Below are 17123 nucleotides of genomic sequence, written 5' to 3'. Positions count from 1 at the left end.
GAACCCTTCTTCACAAATCAGCGATAGTCACGTAGCTATTTCAAAAAGCCTAACAGAAAAACGGCTTTTTAGAGTTAATAGCCCATCATCCGGGAAGGCATCATCATGTTGATGGGCACCTGATTCGTGCCCGTACCGGGGTCAAACAAGGCGGAGAACCAGCCCCGCTTTTTCTTTTTGCCGGAGGTTTCGCTGGCGGTATTCCGGACATCCGTGGATGCCCACTGAATGTTCGAGCGCATGGCCAAACGTTGATTTAACCAGCTTAACGTGTCCTGAATGGCGGTGGCCTGTTCAGGCTTCATCGAAATACGAGGCAGCCCCTGCGTGAGTAAAGCACGGGCTTGCTGATACTGGCCCTCCGCCTGCGAATGGTTACCGGACTGATCATCCTGCTGGGCGGACAAAATAAGGGAGGAGCCGGCCATGCGAAGGGCCTCTCCCTGAAATTGGCCGGACTGGTTGGCGGCGGCCATAAACTGAGGCAGCGCCACATCGTACTGCTTGAGTTTCCAGGCCGACATGGCCATCCAGAACCGGGAATCGGCATCCTGAGGGTAGATGGACAGGGCCTGCTGAAACTGGCTGAACGCCGACGGGTAATCGCCCCCGTTGTAGGCGGTGGAGGCCTTCAGTCGCGTCTCGGCGAACTGGTTGAAGCGCACCAGATGAATACCCGCGGGATTGGTAACCGCTGGCGGTAACGCATAGAGCTTGTGAGCGGTGGCAATATCCCGGGCGCTCAGGTGCTTGCGCCGTCCATCCTCATACCGGATGTTGGGGTAAAGCACATCGGCCGGGTTACGGCTGTGTCCACTAATCAGGCCAATGGCATGGGCAATCTCGTGCAGCAGCGTATTGTAGAGAACATTGGCGCTAAAGGCGGACCCGTCCGTATTATGCAAAGCCAGCCGGATATTATCCTTAATCAGGAACTGATTCATGGCCTGGGTTTCGCAAATCCCGTGGCGCAGTTCGGACTGACTGGAAAATCGACCCTCGGCACTGTTGGCCGAAGGCACATTCATCCAGCTGACCTGAATATCAGCGGCCTGCGGATCTTCCACGAAGACAAAGCGCAAGCGGGTGCCCATGGCCTGCTGCCATTCACCAAAGGCCTCCTGCACAATGGCTTTGTTGCCGGGGCGCCAGTCGGCAAAGTCTGCCCCATCGGCAATGTAGATCTGAATGGGTTGTTCGGGGTGACTCCATCGGGTGACGGTCTGACTGGCTTCGCTTAGATAATCAGGCCCGTGATCAATGCGGGCAATTTCGCTCAAAACCTGCTGAATGCCTTGCACTTGCTCCGGGTCTCCCAACCCTTCGGCCAGCGGCAAGGCGGCTTGATAGTATTGGTGGCCTTCCGTGAAACGGCCATCGTACATGGCCATCAGCCCCATGCGAAGGTATTCGTTCAGCAAAAAGCCGTTGCGTTCCGGGCCCTCGGGTCGCAGCGAATAAATGGCCACGGCCTGCTTGAAGGAAGCCGTAGCGCCCGGGTAGTTATGGCGTTTCATCTGAATCAGGCCCAGCAAATTGTAGAGAATGCCAATATTCTGGTGCTGGGGGGACATGGTCTGGATCGCCAGACTCAGGGACTTTTTGAGACTGGTTTCGGCCTCAGCGAGACGTCCCGCTTCATAGGCCTGCTTGCCCGTGTTGAAGTAAGCCAGAAAAGCGTTGGGACTGGGCGTTGCTTTTACCGCTCCGGCGGATGAGCCCGGCTTTTGGGCAGCGGGCTTCACACCGACAGCCCGGTTAACGGTCGTGGGCCGGGTGGTGGTCCTGCCTCGGACCGGGGCGGCTTTGCTCGGCGTGTTCAACTTTCGGGCCGGGGTAGCCGCCAGCCCGTCGGAAGGTCGGAAGCCAGCGAAGCCCAGAATTAAAACAGCCATCCAGGCACTCAAAAAGCCGCTACGATTTTGAAACACGAAACCAGTTACTCCAGTTACTTACAGGGTCAGTAAAACCTGTTATTCAGGCAGGACAGAATTTAACCACTTGAATCAGGCTTGAATGCTGCCTGAAGCCTGATTGCATCAAGCCCGGTTATACTACCTCAAATTACTACCAGTGTAAAAACATTTAAGCCCGCCTGTTCCAGCCTGTTTGAGGCAAAATGGTTAGCATCATTCCAAAAAGGGGAGGTAAGTTATGTCCAACCGCACCATTACTATCACGGATGCCCTGTACGATTACATCATCGAACAGTCTCTGCGAGAGCCCCCCGTCTTGCGTGAACTGAGAGCGGCCACCGCCGAACTGGGCGACATCAAGCGCATGCAAATTTCTCCGGAGCAGGGACAGTTTATGGCCCTGCTGGTGCAACTCACCGGGGCCAGCCGACTGCTGGAAGTGGGCACCTTCACCGGATACAGTACCCTGGCTTGCGCCCTGGCTCTGCCTGAGCAGGGGGAGATCGTGGCCTGTGACCTCAGCGCCGAGTGGACACAGTTGGGGCAGCGCTACTGGCAACAAGCGGGGGTGCAAAATAAAATTCAGTTAAAGCTGGGCCCGGCGGCGGAAACCCTGAAAACACTGCTGGCAGAGGGGGAAGCCAACCGGTTTGACATGATGTTCATTGACGCGGACAAAGGCGGCTATGACACTTACTATGAACTGGGCCTGCAACTGGTGCGTCCGGGGGGCCTGATTTTGATCGACAACGTGTTATGGGGTGGGGATGTGGTGGATGCCCACAGCCCGGACAAGGATACCCAGGCCATTCGTCGGTTGAACGCCAAGCTGGCACACGATCCCAGAATTACCATCAGCCTGCTGCCCATTGGGGACGGGTTAACGCTGGCTCGCCGGAATGATGGGCCCTAGCCCCGCAACAGGCTGAGGACAATTTCTATTAAAATCAGGATGATGATAATCAGCTCCAGGGTTTGCCCCTGAGAGCTACTGACCCGATCGGTCAAAATCTGGTACAGGTTGGCGATAATATCCAGCTTGCGGGAAATGGAGGCATCCCAGGTGGGCAGGTAAAATTGCTCGGATGCCGCAGAGTACACCCGGGCCAGGTAGAGATCCCCAATCAGCTTCAGGCTGTTATCCACCCGCTCCGCCAGCACCGAGGATTCAATGCGCAACTCGGCCAGCTCGTTAATGGATTGCCGGTAGGGCAAAGACAGGGGCATCCACCAGGCTGGCTGCTTCTGGCTGAGGCGCTCATAGTTCTTGATGCGCTTGTCCAGCTGATCATCCATGTAGCGAGCTTCCAGTAACTCCACGTTCAGCAGTTCCAGCACGTTCAGGGTGTCAATGTAGTCGGAGTCATAGACAATGGCCGCGTTCCAGTCGATCAGCACCAAATCCCGCTCGTAATAGGAGATGGCCTTGGACAAGGTATCCACACGCTGGGCGTGGCTGAGGGACTGGGTGTCAAACTGTAAAATCTGGGCCAGGGTCTCCGAGTACCGGGACAGGAAGTCTTCCGCAGGCAAGGGCGTATCAAAGCGTTCCAGCACAAACACGTAGTAGTCTTCCACCAGCGTGGAAAGTTCGGGCCGGGTGATGGCCGGTAATATACGGGACATGACACTCTTCACCTGCGCCCGGGCGTGATCCTCCAGATTAAAATCAAACATCCGCTGGCTCAGGCCGGGTAACTCCGCCAGGGTCAGGGGTTTGTTTCCATCGGACAACAGCCAGTGGTAGGAAATACTGACCGCCCCGAAATCAAATATGGTGGCCTGTATTTCGCCCCGCAGATCCCCGAAAGCCTCCATTTCGCCCAGGTTTAAAACCTGAGGGCGGTAGGCGAACTGCAGGTAGTTGGGCGTTTGCTTTTTACGACTCAGGGGCTGCATGGGGCTGGAGGCCAGCATACTGCCCACACGCTCCAGGGAAATCTCGTACCCCAGATCAAAGGCGAAAAAGGCCACCAGTCGTCCTTGCTGAATGATCGGGGGGCTTTCCACCGCGCTCGCCAAATCCGCCATATTCCGCTAATACCCGCTTTCCCAACGATAGTCCTGAGAGGTCACACTCTATATCTTAGCAGATTTTGCTCAGCTGTCGTTACAGCGGATATCCCGCTCTCATGGCACCTTACTCCTGAGCAGGCTGAATGGCGGGCAGGCAAACGGGCTCACGCCGCTTGATGAGGAGCCATTTCGCGGTGGGTGATTGAATGTTAGGGATTGAAATGGGCGATTAAAACAGGCGCACGGGCGCCCATACGAGTCTCTAGACCGGGACGCTTTGCGCCTCGGCCCACACCTCGGACACCACGGTGGGCATACTCAGCAAGTCCTCTTTCAGCTGAGTGGCCAGATCCATCATGTGGTGATAATGCTGCCAAACATCGCGCTCGGTGCCTTTAGTCAGGGAGTTTCCAGTATTCAGGGCCTTCAGGTACTCGTCGTGAAAGCCCCGCCCCGCCACATTCTCCATGTCCACCTGACAAGACTTGATCAGGCTGCTCAGCAGAGCTTCCATTTCCAGCAGACTGGCCGGACGGTAAGTGCGCACAAAATTGGTCAAAAAGCTGACTTTAAGCGTCGAAAAATTATTGTTGGCATGAAAAGTCCGCAGAAAAGCCTTGAGAATAAACGCTTTTTGCCCATTTTGCCAAACGCTGTCTCTGGCCTGTAGGTTCACTTCATTATGGGAGGCCTGGGGCACCGTTTTCAGAATTTCGGTATAAATGCCTTCGGCCACGGGCTGGTCCAGCTTCAACAGGTTCACGAAACGCTCAATAAAGACCTCATGCACCTGAACCGAAACCGGCTCATCACAATCCGCCGTGGTGAAAGCGGTTTGCAACCCGCATTCCAGCAAGCGGGCCTTCAGCTGCCCCAACTCGGATACAGTCAGGGCATTGGCGCCCAAAGCGGGAATGTAGGCCAACCGATGATGTTCCGCCGGGGTATACTGAGGAGAAAAAGCCAAATCCACCTCATATTCCTCCAGCGTGGGAAATTTTTCGGCAAAAAACGACTTCAGCTCCGAGGGGGGAAAGCCATAGCGGTCGTTGATATAATTCACCACCTGTTCCAGTAACACTCTTGGGGCGCTTAAATCCTGCTTGAGCAACTCGAATACCAGTTCGGTATAAGCGTGATCCATGAAATGCGCCTCCTTTTGGTGATAAAACTGATGTTAGCACTATAGAGCAAGCAAAAAGGTTTGGCTATTGCTTCACTGGGGAAATTGAGACTCAGGGGAAATTCAGGCTTCCAGTTCGTTCAGTGCTTCCAGCGCCTGCCGGGCCGCCAACTGCTGGGCTTCCTTTTTGGATTTGCCGCTCCCCACGCCCATCACTTCCGCGTTGATGGTCACTTCCACCCAGAAGACCCGGTTATGAGAGGGGCCGGTTTCCTGCACGGTGCGGTAAACGGGTAAAACGCCCCCATCCCCCTGCGTCAACTCCTGAAGAGCCGCCTTGTAATTGTCCTTGATCTTGCTCATCCCCAGCTCGGTGACCATGGATTCCAGCAAACGGCGAATCAGCTCGGCGGCTTCCGCCATTTTGCCATCCAGATACAAGGCCCCCAACAGGGCCTCAAAAGCGCAAGCCAGATTGGACACCTTGCGGCGTCCTCCATTGCGGCCTTCACTGGCTCCAAAAATAATGTAGTCTCCCAAATGGATAGATTCGGCCAACTGGGCCAGCCGGGCATCGCTGACCACCACGGCCCGAATTTTGGTCAACTCCCCTTCCCGATGATCCGGGAAACGCTCAAAGAGATATTCGCTGACCAGCAGCTTCAAGACCGCATCGCCCAGATATTCCAGTCGTTCGTTGTTGTCCAGGTTGGACAGCTTGTTCTCGTAGGTAAAGGAGCTGTGGGTCAAGGCCCGATCGTAGAGTTCATATTGACGGGAGCGCTTGATGTTCAGGCTCTTGAGCAACCGAATCAGGTCCTGCTTGCGAGTTTTGTCCAGTATCGACTCTGGCTGGGTGGATGGCGATTCTGAAACAGGGGAGGACATTCAGCAAACTTTCCTTGTGGAGCAATCAGAGGGATTTAAAACAAGAGGCAGGGCGGGAGCAGTGAGAGTAGCGAGCGGCCATCAGGGAATCCACATCCTCCGCCCTGAGATCATAGGCGGGTTTCAGGACGCTCCCCGGGTGAATTGATGGAACCAGTGCATGACCTCAGGGGCCAGGCCCTGTTGCAGCACAATCCAGTGGATATAATAGTAGCAAACCACCCCTGAAAAAATATAGCTATCCGCCCGATCCAGAAATCCGCCGTGACTGGCCAATAAAGCCCCGGAGTCTTTCAGTCCCACTTCCCGCTTCATCATGGATTCGGTCAAGTCACCCAACTGCCCCACAATCACCAGCAGCACGCTTAAAACCAGGGTCTGAAACAGGTCAAAACCCCACAGCCAGGCGTTGAGAAAACCCAGAAAAATACCGCCCAACAGGCCGCCAATGGCCCCTTCCCGGGTTTTCTTGGGGCTGATTTCCGGGTACAGCAGGTGCTTGCCAAAGCGTTTGCCGACATAATAGGCGGCGATGTCTGAAGCGCTGATGACTGACAGCAAAAAGCACAGGTAGTGCAAACCCGGCTGCTGCCAGGCGGGCAGGGAATCCGCAGCACCCACATGCCGAATCAGGATGAAATGCACCGGCAGATACACCATATAAAAAACCACGATCAAGGTGCCGCCGATATCGCCAATCTTGGCCCGGGGGCTGCGGAACAACAGGCGAAAAAAGCTGGCGATGATGGCCAGAGTGAGAATGGGGGAAATAAACTGGGGCTTGTCCACACTGGCCGCGGCCACCATGAGCAAGGCCGCGGAAAAAATAATGAGACGAGACGGTTTCACGCCAATATTACCCAGCAGCGCTTCCAGCTCCTTTTGACCGAAGTAGATGGAGGCCATTACCAGCGCCGACCACCACCAGCCCCCCAGAAAAGCGCAGCCAAAAAAAATCAGGGCAATAATCAGCCCCATTTGTACCCGTGAAAGCCCCAGTTTTTTGGGCGGGACACCGGGTTCAGCAGAAGCCGTGGATGGCGCTTTTTCAACCGCAGGGGGCTGACCGGGAACAGTCACCTATACCTCCATGACCTCTTTTTCTTTTTCCCCAACCTGTTGATCCAGTTGTTGGGTGTATTTATCGGTCAGTTTCTGAATTTTGTCCAGACGGGTTTTCAACTCGTCCTCGGGCAGGTTTTCGGTCTTTTTCAGTTTTTCCAAATCCCCGGTGGCGTCCCGACGGATGTTCCGAATGGCCACTTTACCTTCTTCGCCGATTTTTTTGACCACTTTCACCAGTTCCCGACGGCGTTCTTCGGTCAAGGGTGGAACATTCAGGCGCAGTACCTGCCCATCGTTGTTCACTGGCAAATTAATGTCCGATTTGGAGAGCGCCTTCTCGATTTCCACCAGCGCGGTCTTGTCGTAGGGCTGAATGACCAGCGTTTGCCCTTCCTGAACAGACACATTGGCCATTTGCCGAATGGCGGTGGGAGAGCCGTAATAATCCACGGTCACCCGATCCAGAATCAGCGGGTTGGCACGTCCAGTACGAATGGCAGCCATTTCATACTGAGCCGAGGCAATGGCCTTTTTCATTTTCTCTTCAGCCAGGGCATGAATCTCGTCAGCAGACATTTTTCCAATTCCTAAATCAATCAATAAACGTTGCTGACATCTTACCGTTAAGTAACCCCGGCAATCAATAACAGCCCGTCCCAATATTTGAAAAAACGGGAAGGGAGCCCCCAAAGGACTCCCTCCGTATCTTGAAGACCCGGTGCGAACCGGGTGCCGGGCTTTTGTACCTGCCATCCTGGCTAGCTGATCTGCATGGACTCCCGCAGGCTGAGCATGCCCTTTTTCTCCGGATCTCCAAAGCCTTTGGGGAATCGGGTTTCCGGACTGTAGCGGGCTCCCACAAAGCAGGTGCCCTGGGTCTTGGCGCTGGTTAAATCCGCGCCCATGATGTCCGCCCCGGTAAAGTCGGCGTTGGTCAGATCAGCGCCCCGCAGGTTGGCGTTGGTGAGGATGGCCCCCCACAAAATGGAGCCTGACAGTTGAACGCCGGACAGATTGGCGCCCCGAAAATTACTCCAGCGCAAATCGGCGTTGGACAGGGATGCCTGAGGCAAGTCGGAGCCAGGACCCAGACGATACTGCATAAAACTGGGATTACCGCCGTAGGTAGTCCCTGACTTCATGTAGCTCCCATATTGCCCGACTTTGGCGGCAAAGTACCCTGATTCCGGGTGTCTTCCTCGCAGCGGACGGTATTTCCTGGGTGGCGTTGGCGTTTGTAACATGCCTATAGTCCCTCAGTTTATGTCATTGGTGCCTCGTTAAAAAATTCAGGATTCCGGGAACCGGCCCACCGGATGAAAGCGAAATTCAATAAGCTCACTGAAACCGGACTCCCTCACCGTATCGAAAGAAATGATAGCCAAGCGCTATCGCAAAGATAGCAATCATTATATTTTCAAAAAAGGAAAATGTCATTCCCCATTCGGCTAATTCTATTTTACAGCTTTTAGCTTGGGGATGTTGATGCTAAACTTCCAGCCATGCGATTGCTTTTTACCCTTTTGACAGACAGCTTCGTGATCAGCGCACGGAACTTTACGCTTGTTTACATTCTGCTTTTCAGCCTGCTCCTGTTCGGAAGCCTGCTCAATGTAAACCAATGGCCCGATTTGAGCGTTCAGTGGCTCGGTTACGGGCTTATTCTGCTTTTGCTGTTTGCCGCCATCATGGCAGGCTGGTTCAACATGGTGGCCCAGGCCTGTATCCGGTTTCTAAGTGTCCCCAGAACAGAAGCCTTGCAGCAGAATTACGTGCTGGAATCCATGCGGTTGTTTCAGAGCTTTTTTCCTGGCGTGGGCCGATTTTTTAATTCCTTCTCCCTGGTCTTTGGCCTGAACGCCCTGATCCTGAGCGGGCTGGGTTACTGGATTCGACCCAGCTGGCTCAAGGCAAACCCCTTGCTTATAAAAGCGGCCACGCTCCCCATCGCCCAACGAGAAGCCTTTATTAACAGCCTCAGCATCGCCCAAAAATTGGCGGTAGGTGAATTCTCGCTCCTGTTTATGATAGGGGCCCTCATCTACGGCGTTTTATGGGCCTTAACCCTGCTGTGGCCAGTCTATGTCATCTTCTATCGGCAGGGTGGGATCAAGGCATGCTTTAGCAGTATGGGGCAGTTTCTACGGGACCCCCTGCGCTACGTGGCGCTGATTCTCATTCTGGCCTTGCTGGGTATCCCCTTGTTTCTGGTTTCCGGCCTGGCAGGGCCCAGCAACCTGTTTCTGGCCATTGCCCTGCAATTTTTAAACCTGTTGCTTCAGGTGTTCTTTGCCGTCCTCATATTCCTGTATGGCTATCAAGTAATCGGCAAGCCACTGCCACCGGAAGCGGAGGAAGCCGACAAACCGGATGAGTTCCTGAACACCCCGCCTGCCCCCTAGCGACATGTCAGCCTCCGCCAGAACGCTCAGCCTTCCCAGGGTCATTGCCATATTGGGCCCCACCGCCACCGGCAAAACCGCCTTGTCCGTTGAAATTGCCCAATGGCTGGGCACGGAAATCATTTCCGCGGACTCTCAACTGATTTACCGGGAGCTGACCATTGGCACCGCAAAGCCCAGCCCGGAAGAGCGAGGGGGCATTCCTCACCACCTGATTGACGTGGCCGAGCCCACCGAGGCCTATAGCGCCGCCAACTACCAGACAGAAGCCAGCGCCATACTGAAAATCCTTCAACAGGCCGGAAAGATACCTGTGGTCACCGGCGGCACCGGATTTTATCTAAAGGCACTGTTGCAAGCCGATTTTATCCCCGGCGTGCCACCCAATGCGGACTTTCGGGAGGCCATGCACCGGTTGGCCCAACAGCACGGCTCTGCCCATCTGCATGACAGGCTCAAGGCCCTGGACCCCATTCGGGCAGCAGCGTTACACCCGAACGATACCGTTCGCATTATCCGGGCCCTGGAAATTATTGAGGCCACCGGCTTGCCCGTCCCCAACGCGCCCGTTCAGAAATCGCTGGACGTGTTGTGGTTGGGATTGATGTATCAGGATCGGGATTTGCTCAGGGCTCGCATTGATCAGCGCATTGAAGCCATGATGCAGGCGGGATGGCTGGCGGAAGTGGAATCGCTGGTTCGGCGATACGGCCCACAGGCCCACGCCCTGCATGTGGCCCACGGCTACCCGGAACTGATGAGCGTGGCGCTGGGGGAATGTACTTTGCCGGAGGCGCTGGAGCGGGTGCGCCTGAATATTCACCAGTACTCCCGTCGGCAAATGACCTGGTTCCGACGAAACCCGGAGATTCACTGGCTGGCCTGCGACACGCTGAATTTAGACGAACGGCTGGAATGGGCCAAAGCCCGCATCTCCCAATGGCTCACTACCTAAGGTGTTGGCCTCCATTATGAATTTTTTCGTGGTTTTTTGAAACAAGCCGCAACAGGCCCGCACTTTTCCGATATGTTTTTCGTTTCTCTGCTTGGTAAAACATAGAACCTGTTGAGACACACTGGTGTTCTGGCACAAATAGTTTAACAGGGCTTCAAGCCGCCCCGAGTAAAGGATACCCCACCCATGGCTTCCGGCATTCTCAGCGTTGTCATTGATGAACGTAAAAAAATGGCCCAAATTGATGAAAATGAAGTGATTCGGGCCAATCAGCAATTTGCGGCCCGGCAAAACCAGGATCGATCCGTCTTTAAGGACTACATCCTGTCCTCCGAGATTTTTTACATCGATATTAGCCGCTAGCTTCAGTCATCGCATTTATTCCACCGGGGTAAACCCTGCCGGTATGGCGCATTGCGCAGGTGCTGAACAGGTACTGGCGTGGCCGAAAATCATAACTTTTTGAAGGGTCAACGGCATTCCCGCCCCGGTTGGCGCGGCTGCCGGAGGCGCGGCAGGATCAGCCGGAGGCGCGGCGGGATCCGTCGGAGGTGCGGCAGGATCAGCCGGAGGCGCGGCAGGATCAGCCGCAGGTGCGGCAGGATCAGCCGCAGGTGCGGCGGGATCAGCCGCAGGTGCGGCGGGATCAGCCGCAGGTGCGGCGGCGGGTTGATTGGTGGTATAGTCCATTTTTACCCCGGCATTGTAGTAGCCGCCCTCAAAATCGTTACCGTGAGTGAAACGCAACCGGGTCACTTTGTTCACACCCACTTTTTTCAGGTCAAAAGTGGCCGTGCCGTAAATCAGGCGCTCCCCATTGGTTGCCGTCAAAATCTGGCTGGTACCCACCGGCGTGGCGGCCTCCACAATGTTGTAGCAGGATGTCGGATTGCACGCCTCCACCACATAGCCCTGCTGGGCTTCCGCGGGCTGCTCCACGTACAGGTCGGTACCCTCTCCATCCAGCAGGGGGAAGCTCAGGGTCAGTGTTTTGGAATAGCTCTCCAGATTCTGGCCATCGGGTAAAATCTGGATGGGCCCGGTAAAAAGGGTGGGCTCGTACTTGATGGCCCTGGCCGTGGCTGTGGCGTTGAACTTGATATTCTTAATGCCCACCGCGCTGAGCAAAGCGGTCTGGATGAGGGCGGTCGAAGTCACCGTCACGCTGTCACTGGCGTCCGTAGCGGACACCCCCGTGATTTTTGCGTCAAACCCTTTCAGGGAGGAGCCCTGAATAATCTGGTTGAAGGTTTGCTGGGCATAGGCCGTGGCATTTCCGGGGCTGGGCATGGGCTTCCCAAAATTGCCCGTCTCACTGTAAAAGCGGGAGGCCCCAGCCATTGCCGCGTTCATGGTCACCCGTTGCAAGTCTCCTTCCACAAAGGCTTGCAGGCCCGTGTAAATGCAAATTCCCATAAAGCCAATCAATAAAAGGGCTACGCCGCAAAACAGGGCCAGATTGGCGCCCATACAGCGTTTTCGGGAGATAGGGCCTCTGCTTCTTGGGGACACGAATCGGCTCCTAAGGGTTGAGAATTGCTAAACACGGAGAAATATAGCGACAGGCGCTGTCCGGAACGGCCACTGTCTAGGGAGGGGCCGTCGTGTCCGCAGCCGCTGCATCCGGGGTCGCTGTACCCGGTGCCGGTGCCGCTGCCCCTGCAGCCCAGGGTGGGGGCTGCATCACACCACCCGGTACCCAAGGGGTCGCCAGGGGGCGGGCAGTCCCGCCGGTAGCGGTCGCTTTCAGAAGACTGGGGTTGACAGACTGTCCCACCGTAATGGTAAAACCCGGGATGATGTCCACCAGCGGAATGTAGTTTTTCTTGGCGATCAGGATGCCGGTGGCTGGGTTGACCTGAATGCTGTCAACCAGATTTCCGGCCATCAGACTGCCACGGAGTCCCCCACTGGTAATATAGCCCTGTAGTTGTCCGCCACTGACGGCCCCCGGCAGGTTTGCCATATCCATGCTTCTCAGCAGGGGCAACTGAATGGCGTCCGAGGTCATGTGCGCCTGATAGGTTCCCAAGCCAAAGCAAAAGGCGCCCAGCAGGATGATGATCATGATGGGCATCACCAGCACAAATTCAACCAGCGACTGGCCTTGCAAGGGTGTGGTAAACGATTGATATTTCCGAATCATACAGAACCTTTGACTTGAATGACTCATTTGTAGAGATATTCAGGAGAAGGGGATTGAGTACGCCCGCCTTTCCGGGTGACCGTGCCCGAATAAAAGACAGGAGAAGCCCCCGCTCCGGCGGAAGCCCCGGACACACTGGCAAAAGAAGCGCCCGAAAAGCCTTCATACCCCATCCCGTTATCGCCAGTGGCACGCTCAGCCAGACCCTGGGTTTCAAGCGTTGTTCCCTTCAGACTGGCGGTGCTTCTGCCGCTGGCCGACAGGAAATAACCGGCCATCAGCGAAGAGGAATCGGCCAGTGTGACCAACAAGCCCGTGGACAGCAGAATAATGCTGGCCGGAACCGCATATTCCATCAGGGCGTTGCCCGATACCTTGTTTGCCCGCAGGGATCGTTTTAACCGTGATTGAAAACGCATAAAACACCCTTTCGTCTTCCAGCGCCTGGGTCCTGAATACTGGGGTCATGACAAAATGGCCCCTGAGTTCAGGAAATCATGGGATGAGAAAAAGACTCATTTTTAGAGTCATCGGCACGGTTGCAAAAATCTGAAACCCAAAACCGGCAAACTTTAAATAAAATTTACAAAAAAAGCGGCAGGCCCGTGCCCAAAGGCTCAGGGAAAACGTTTCACTTCATCAATCTGAAGATCCGGCCCCTCTTGCAGGGCTTCAGGTCGAAAGACGGCCCGGGCTCCCCCGATGCGGGTGCCCTGCAACTCAAACAGGGCATAATTGACCTTAACCACCTGCCCCTTGCGCATAACCTCTTCCCGGCGCATATTGCGTCCGTACAGGGTATCTCCGTTCACCGTCAGGGTCACCGTTTCCGAGCGATTGATCCGGTTAGACTGTCCAGAACGGTGAAAAGTAGCCGTGTTTCCTTCCACCGCATCCACCTGAATGGAGGCAGAAGCACCGTTGACCGGGTTTGTAATGGTCACCTCATCGCCTTGCCGTTGCAGCACCCAAAGGTCATTGGCCACCGGCACCAGCCCCGTAATATTGGTCTCTTTCACTATGCCGGTCACCGACCACTGCCCGTACATGGCCGGGGGCAAATACAGGGTTTTGGAAACCGTCACGGTCAAAGGCTTTCCCAGACTCCCCCCGCCGGGGGCATCCAGCATGGTTGGCAGTGCGGCAGGCTCGGCCATGGACTCCGGGCGCTGCGGCATGGGGATGCTTCTTGTTTTGGCAGGCGGGGAAGGTTTCAGGAACTCCAGATCCAACTGCTGGGCCACACTGACCGGCACCAGCGTCAAGATTGCAAGCAGCGCTGAGGGTGCAAGCACCGTCAAAATCCGTCCCGTGCCCCCTGCGACCCGAGGCCCCCTCATTCGCCAAGGCCAGCCGGTCATCGCCGAATCTCAAAAACTTGAATGGTCTCTTCCAGCATGGGCTCCAACACCGCCTGATCCTCGATCCGCACCTGTTGCACCCGAGCCCCGGGGGGACCTTGCCGGATCCATTCCAGAACCTGAGCCATCCGTCCGGCCTCTCCCTGCAAAAAGGCTTCTACGGTGCCATCGGGCACATTACGGCACCAACCCCAAATATGCAGGCCCCGGGCCACCTCGGCCAAGCCGTACCGAAACCCCACCCCTTGCACTTTGCCGGACACGATGATTCGCTTGGCCACCAGCATGTCAGTTGCGTTTTTTGAAGACATTATTATCACCTAACTGGGGTTTCACCTGACTGGGTTGTCACCTGACTGGCTTATTCCTGAACCTGACTCACCACGCGGGCAGTGGGTTCAACTCGGCCTCAGCCACAGGAACGGAAGGGCTCGAACGGCGTCTCCTCAAACCGGGTCTCCCTTGCGGAGAGGATGTCATTCACAGTGTTCGGTGGCACTCTATTGTAAGGATGTTAGCCGTCTCTTGTAAAGATTGGACTCGAAGGGCAAACCTGCGCGCGGCTATCCACTGATTTTTCGAAGGATTTGTATACAGTTCTGAAAAGGCCCTCAGAAAACCATTCCCAGCGGAAGGAGTGTGTGCATGCGTCAATCTGATAAGGCAATACCACTGGGGATTTTGGCAGTCCTCATGGTCCTGTCCACGCACCTTTCGGGATGGACCGCCTCCCCCGCCCCGCAGGCCAGACAGCAGGCCGGACAGATTGCATCCACAAAAAAGCCCCCCGCCGCCACAAGCAAGGATGCGGGCAAGCCCTTTGTGATCCGGGAGACCTACCGGGAGAACAGCCAAGCGGCCAACAACCCGTTGGACAACAAGGGAATCGTGGGATTGGACATGCTGGTGGAGCCCGATCGCTACCCGGTGGTGCAGCGGGTGTTCCGGGGGACGCCTGCCCAAACCCAGGGGTTGCGAATTGGGGATACCATCCTGGCCATTAACGGCGTTCGCACCCTGCACCAAAGCCTGTGGGAACTGGACGCCATGATTTCCGACGTGCCGGGCGATGTGGTGACCCTGACCATCTTGCGGGATGGTAAGCTGCGCAAGTTCGGGCTGACCGTCATGCCCCTCAGCGAGGCCAATGCCAGTGTCAAAAGCACCTTCAGCGGCTTTGGCCCCTAAGGGTATAGTTCAGACTGTGCCCCTTGGCGTCTGGACCGGGCTGAAAGTCTGCAATCAGACCAGGGCGGCCCGTTCGGTGTGCTGTCCCCGCCCGTAATGATACCCTCGTGCCTGGGCCTCCTCAATGCGATTGAGGGCCAGCTTTTGGGCGGCGTTCCAAGGCAGCAGATGTGATTGCTGGGCATACTCAAACACCCGCAGGGTGGTTTCGTAGATGCCCATGGTTTTCTCCCGGGCCGCTTCAAAGGAAAGATGCTCCACCTCGCAGGCCACCATAATCACCCCACCGGCGTTGATCACAAAATCCGGGGCGTATAAAATGCCTCGCTGATGCAGGATTTTGGCCGCCTTCTCGCTGGAAAGGGGATTATTGGCCCCACCGGCCACAATGCGGGCCTTCAGGGCGTGGGCGATATCCTCGGTAATGGCGCCACCAATGGCATTGGGAGAGAAGACGTCTACCTCCTGCTCGTAAAGGCGCAAAATGTCGCAGGTTTTAACCGTGGGGTAGCATTCTCGCACCTGCGCCAGGGCCGCGTCGTTGAGATCCGAAATAAAGACGGTGCAGCCCGCCTTCAGGAGATGCTCCAGCAAGTGAAAGCCCACTTTCCCGGCCCCCTGAATGGCCACTTTGACCCCATCCAGATCGCTGCGGCCCAGTTTTTGAAACACAGCAGCCTGAATCCCCCGAAAGACCCCCAGGGCGGTCAGGATGGAAGAATCGCCCAGCCCCCCATCGGCTTCCGCCAGACCGGTAATGTAAGGAGAATGCTGGCGCAGGATTTTCAAATCGTCGGTATTGGAGCCCACATCGCCCGCCCCGATGTAATTCCCTTTCAACAGGTTAATGCGCTCGGCAAAGGCTTTCAGCAACGCCGGGGTTTTATGCTCCGGCCGCTCCAGAATGACCACCGACTTCCCGCCACCCAGATTCAACCCGGCCATGGCGGATTTGTAGGTCATGGCCCGGGACAGGCGCAATACATCGGTCAGGGCCTCGGCTTCGGAGGCGTAGCTTTTCATGCGACATCCCCCCAGCGCGGGCCCCAAGGTGGTATCGTGAATGGCGATGATGGCCTTTAGCCCGGTCTGAGCATCCGAGCAGAAGACCACGCCTTCGTGCCCGCGTGTTTGCAACATCTCAAAATAAGACATAATGAAGACCCCCTGCGTATAGCAATTTTTGGATATAGCAATTTTTTGGAAAAATTAAAACCCAAAGCGAATAAAATAAACCGATGGCAGTGGCGAAGCCACATACAAACGGGTTAAGGACAAGATCAAACTCAAGTTTTCTGTATTATGGACAGCCCGTAATAACTCGTCAATCTTCGTGTACGGATGACTGTAAGCAGTCTCCGGCGCAAGGACTTCAGAATCGGAGATAGCACTGGCCTCTGCGGATAAGCCCAGGGACTGGGCTTTTTTCAAAACGTCCAGTTCGGTTTTTAGTTCTTTCAGGCGGGAAACTTCCGCTTTCAGGGCGTAAAATTTTTCCTTGCAAGCCTTGCCCCACCCTTCAAAGGCGCAGCCGGGGGCCATCACCACAAAGGGGGTGTCCGGGTAATCCCGGCAGAACTGGGGACGATCTTCCCACACCCCGCAGCGGTTATCTTCGGTTTGGTAGCGGCAACGGTAAAACACCACATCCGCCGGGGAAGCGAAGGCCTCCTGTTTTTCCGCCGCTTTCAGGGTGCGTTCCACAATGCCCGGAACCACTTGTTCCGCTTCCGCATGGGTGGCATACGGCACCATAATGGAGAAAAACCCACGGGCGAAATCATCGCCAGCCACCGCCCGGGGCAGTAGCTGATGGTAAGGTGTGCTGGGAGAGGCCCCTTTACAGCAGGAACCCAGATTGCAGCATCGGGGCAGGGGGATTCCCAATTCCTGAGCGAAAACATTGGTCATTGATCGATACAGGGGCCAGAGGGCCCACCACTCCGTTTTTTGCTCTAGCCTTCAGTATGGTGGATATTCCTGGCTCCGTCATCCTGCGAATGGGCCAGAAGTCCGGGGCAAAGGGGCGCTCCGGTCACTTTGAGATTAAGTTGAGATCGACT

19 protein-coding genes are annotated in these 17123 nt (G+C 55.8%); 5 read left to right on the top strand and 14 right to left on the bottom strand.

Going from position 1 to position 17123, the window contains the following annotated elements:
- Positions 1-74 precede the first annotated feature (74 nt).
- Positions 75-1931, bottom strand: a complete 1857-nt coding sequence (locus DF283_RS09485; RefSeq protein ID WP_303674553.1) for a tetratricopeptide repeat protein — start codon at positions 1929-1931, stop codon at positions 75-77.
- A gap of 223 nt (positions 1932-2154) precedes the next feature.
- Here DF283_RS09485 and DF283_RS09480 point away from each other — a divergent pair, with 223 nt between their 5' ends.
- Entirely contained in the window at positions 2155-2829 is a 675-nt protein-coding gene (locus DF283_RS09480) for a class I SAM-dependent methyltransferase (protein WP_303674552.1), read from the top strand.
- On the opposite strand, the gene DF283_RS09475 is transcribed toward DF283_RS09480, so the two are convergent.
- The 6 genes from DF283_RS09475 to DF283_RS09450 all read right to left on the bottom strand — a co-directional run bounded on the left by DF283_RS09475 (position 2826) and on the right by DF283_RS09450 (position 8252).
- A complete protein-coding gene (locus tag DF283_RS09475) occupies positions 2826-3947 on the bottom strand; it encodes a hypothetical protein (RefSeq protein WP_303674551.1) in 1122 nt (373 codons plus the stop codon). The two genes, DF283_RS09480 and DF283_RS09475, sit on opposite strands and share 4 nt — an antisense overlap.
- Before the next feature lie 247 nt (positions 3948-4194).
- Entirely contained in the window at positions 4195-5076 is an 882-nt protein-coding gene (locus DF283_RS09470; protein ID WP_303674550.1) for a hypothetical protein, read from the bottom strand.
- A gap of 102 nt (positions 5077-5178) precedes the next feature.
- A complete protein-coding gene (rnc, locus tag DF283_RS09465) occupies positions 5179-5943 on the bottom strand; it encodes a ribonuclease III (protein ID WP_303674549.1) in 765 nt (254 codons plus the stop codon).
- 123 nt (positions 5944-6066) lie between these two features.
- Positions 6067-7023: a phosphatidate cytidylyltransferase gene (locus DF283_RS09460; RefSeq protein ID WP_303674548.1), complete on the bottom strand. Its 957-nt coding sequence runs from the start codon at positions 7021-7023 to the stop codon at positions 6067-6069.
- Positions 7024-7584, bottom strand: a complete 561-nt coding sequence (gene frr / locus DF283_RS09455; protein WP_303674547.1) for a ribosome recycling factor — start codon at positions 7582-7584, stop codon at positions 7024-7026.
- A 182-nt stretch (positions 7585-7766) separates the two neighbouring features.
- Positions 7767-8252 (bottom strand): pentapeptide repeat-containing protein, encoded by a 486-nt coding sequence (locus DF283_RS09450; RefSeq protein WP_303674546.1) that lies wholly within the window; start codon positions 8250-8252, stop codon positions 7767-7769.
- A 294-nt stretch (positions 8253-8546) separates the two neighbouring features.
- Between DF283_RS09450 and DF283_RS09445 the strand changes: the two genes are divergently transcribed.
- The 3 genes from DF283_RS09445 (at position 8547) to DF283_RS09435 (ending at position 10728) form a co-directional block, all read left to right on the top strand.
- Entirely contained in the window at positions 8547-9410 is an 864-nt protein-coding gene (locus tag DF283_RS09445; protein ID WP_303674545.1) for a hypothetical protein, read from the top strand.
- Between the two features lie 4 nt (positions 9411-9414).
- A complete protein-coding gene (gene miaA, locus DF283_RS09440) occupies positions 9415-10365 on the top strand; it encodes a tRNA (adenosine(37)-N6)-dimethylallyltransferase MiaA (protein WP_303674544.1) in 951 nt (316 codons plus the stop codon).
- A gap of 186 nt (positions 10366-10551) precedes the next feature.
- On the top strand, positions 10552-10728 hold the full coding sequence (locus tag DF283_RS09435) for a hypothetical protein (protein WP_303674543.1): 177 nt from the start codon (positions 10552-10554) through the stop codon (positions 10726-10728).
- A 15-nt stretch (positions 10729-10743) separates the two neighbouring features.
- Here DF283_RS09435 and DF283_RS09430 read toward each other — a convergent pair whose 3' ends face one another.
- The 5 genes from DF283_RS09430 to DF283_RS09410 all read right to left on the bottom strand — a co-directional run bounded on the left by DF283_RS09430 (position 10744) and on the right by DF283_RS09410 (position 14183).
- Entirely contained in the window at positions 10744-11877 is a 1134-nt protein-coding gene (locus tag DF283_RS09430) for a hypothetical protein (protein ID WP_303674542.1), read from the bottom strand.
- 76 nt (positions 11878-11953) lie between these two features.
- Positions 11954-12511, bottom strand: a complete 558-nt coding sequence (locus DF283_RS09425; protein WP_303674541.1) for a TadE family protein — start codon at positions 12509-12511, stop codon at positions 11954-11956.
- A 23-nt stretch (positions 12512-12534) separates the two neighbouring features.
- Positions 12535-12930 carry a hypothetical protein gene (locus DF283_RS09420; protein WP_303674540.1) on the bottom strand — a complete coding sequence of 132 codons (396 nt, stop codon included), beginning with the start codon at positions 12928-12930 and terminating at the stop codon, positions 12535-12537.
- Between the two features lie 198 nt (positions 12931-13128).
- On the bottom strand, positions 13129-13806 hold the full coding sequence (locus DF283_RS09415; RefSeq protein ID WP_303674539.1) for a hypothetical protein: 678 nt from the start codon (positions 13804-13806) through the stop codon (positions 13129-13131).
- Between the two features lie 62 nt (positions 13807-13868).
- Complete coding sequence (locus DF283_RS09410; protein WP_303674538.1) at positions 13869-14183, bottom strand: acylphosphatase; 315 nt, start codon at positions 14181-14183, stop codon at positions 13869-13871.
- A 334-nt stretch (positions 14184-14517) separates the two neighbouring features.
- Between DF283_RS09410 and DF283_RS09405 the strand changes: the two genes are divergently transcribed.
- On the top strand, positions 14518-15060 hold the full coding sequence (locus DF283_RS09405; RefSeq protein WP_303674537.1) for a PDZ domain-containing protein: 543 nt from the start codon (positions 14518-14520) through the stop codon (positions 15058-15060).
- 54 nt (positions 15061-15114) lie between these two features.
- Here the strand turns inward: DF283_RS09405 and DF283_RS09400 are convergent, their stop codons facing one another.
- A complete protein-coding gene (locus DF283_RS09400; protein ID WP_303674536.1) occupies positions 15115-16215 on the bottom strand; it encodes a Glu/Leu/Phe/Val family dehydrogenase in 1101 nt (366 codons plus the stop codon).
- 54 nt (positions 16216-16269) lie between these two features.
- The gene (locus DF283_RS09395; protein WP_303674535.1) at positions 16270-16971 is read right to left on the bottom strand and encodes a YkgJ family cysteine cluster protein; all 702 of its coding nucleotides are present in this window, start codon (positions 16969-16971) and stop codon (positions 16270-16272) included.
- Between the last annotated feature and the right edge of the window lie 152 nt (positions 16972-17123).

Source organism: Vampirovibrio chlorellavorus (genome assembly GCF_003149375.1).
GTDB lineage: Bacteria > Cyanobacteriota > Vampirovibrionia > Vampirovibrionales > Vampirovibrionaceae > Vampirovibrio > Vampirovibrio chlorellavorus_B.
Note: the sequence above shows the minus strand (reverse complement) of the source record. Positions and strands in the feature narration are given on the sequence as shown.

What these genes read in the sequence shown, in the direction of transcription:
- DF283_RS09480 (WP_303674552.1), top strand. Translation starts at nt 2,155, where the DNA reads ATGTCCAACCGCACCATTACTATCACGGATGCCCTGTACGATTACATC.
- DF283_RS09475 (WP_303674551.1), bottom strand. Translation starts at nt 3,947, where the DNA reads ATGGCGGATTTGGCGAGCGCGGTGGAAAGCCCCCCGATCATTCAGCAA.
- DF283_RS09470 (WP_303674550.1), bottom strand. Translation starts at nt 5,076, where the DNA reads ATGGATCACGCTTATACCGAACTGGTATTCGAGTTGCTCAAGCAGGAT.
- rnc (WP_303674549.1), bottom strand. Translation starts at nt 5,943, where the DNA reads ATGTCCTCCCCTGTTTCAGAATCGCCATCCACCCAGCCAGAGTCGATA.
- frr (WP_303674547.1), bottom strand. Translation starts at nt 7,584, where the DNA reads ATGTCTGCTGACGAGATTCATGCCCTGGCTGAAGAGAAAATGAAAAAG.
- DF283_RS09450 (WP_303674546.1), bottom strand. Translation starts at nt 8,252, where the DNA reads ATGTTACAAACGCCAACGCCACCCAGGAAATACCGTCCGCTGCGAGGA.
- miaA (WP_303674544.1), top strand. Translation starts at nt 9,415, where the DNA reads ATGTCAGCCTCCGCCAGAACGCTCAGCCTTCCCAGGGTCATTGCCATA.
- DF283_RS09435 (WP_303674543.1), top strand. Translation starts at nt 10,552, where the DNA reads ATGGCTTCCGGCATTCTCAGCGTTGTCATTGATGAACGTAAAAAAATG.
- DF283_RS09425 (WP_303674541.1), bottom strand. Translation starts at nt 12,511, where the DNA reads ATGATTCGGAAATATCAATCGTTTACCACACCCTTGCAAGGCCAGTCG.
- DF283_RS09420 (WP_303674540.1), bottom strand. Translation starts at nt 12,930, where the DNA reads ATGCGTTTTCAATCACGGTTAAAACGATCCCTGCGGGCAAACAAGGTA.
- DF283_RS09410 (WP_303674538.1), bottom strand. Translation starts at nt 14,183, where the DNA reads ATGTCTTCAAAAAACGCAACTGACATGCTGGTGGCCAAGCGAATCATC.
- DF283_RS09405 (WP_303674537.1), top strand. Translation starts at nt 14,518, where the DNA reads ATGCGTCAATCTGATAAGGCAATACCACTGGGGATTTTGGCAGTCCTC.
- DF283_RS09400 (WP_303674536.1), bottom strand. Translation starts at nt 16,215, where the DNA reads ATGTCTTATTTTGAGATGTTGCAAACACGCGGGCACGAAGGCGTGGTC.
- DF283_RS09395 (WP_303674535.1), bottom strand. Translation starts at nt 16,971, where the DNA reads ATGACCAATGTTTTCGCTCAGGAATTGGGAATCCCCCTGCCCCGATGC.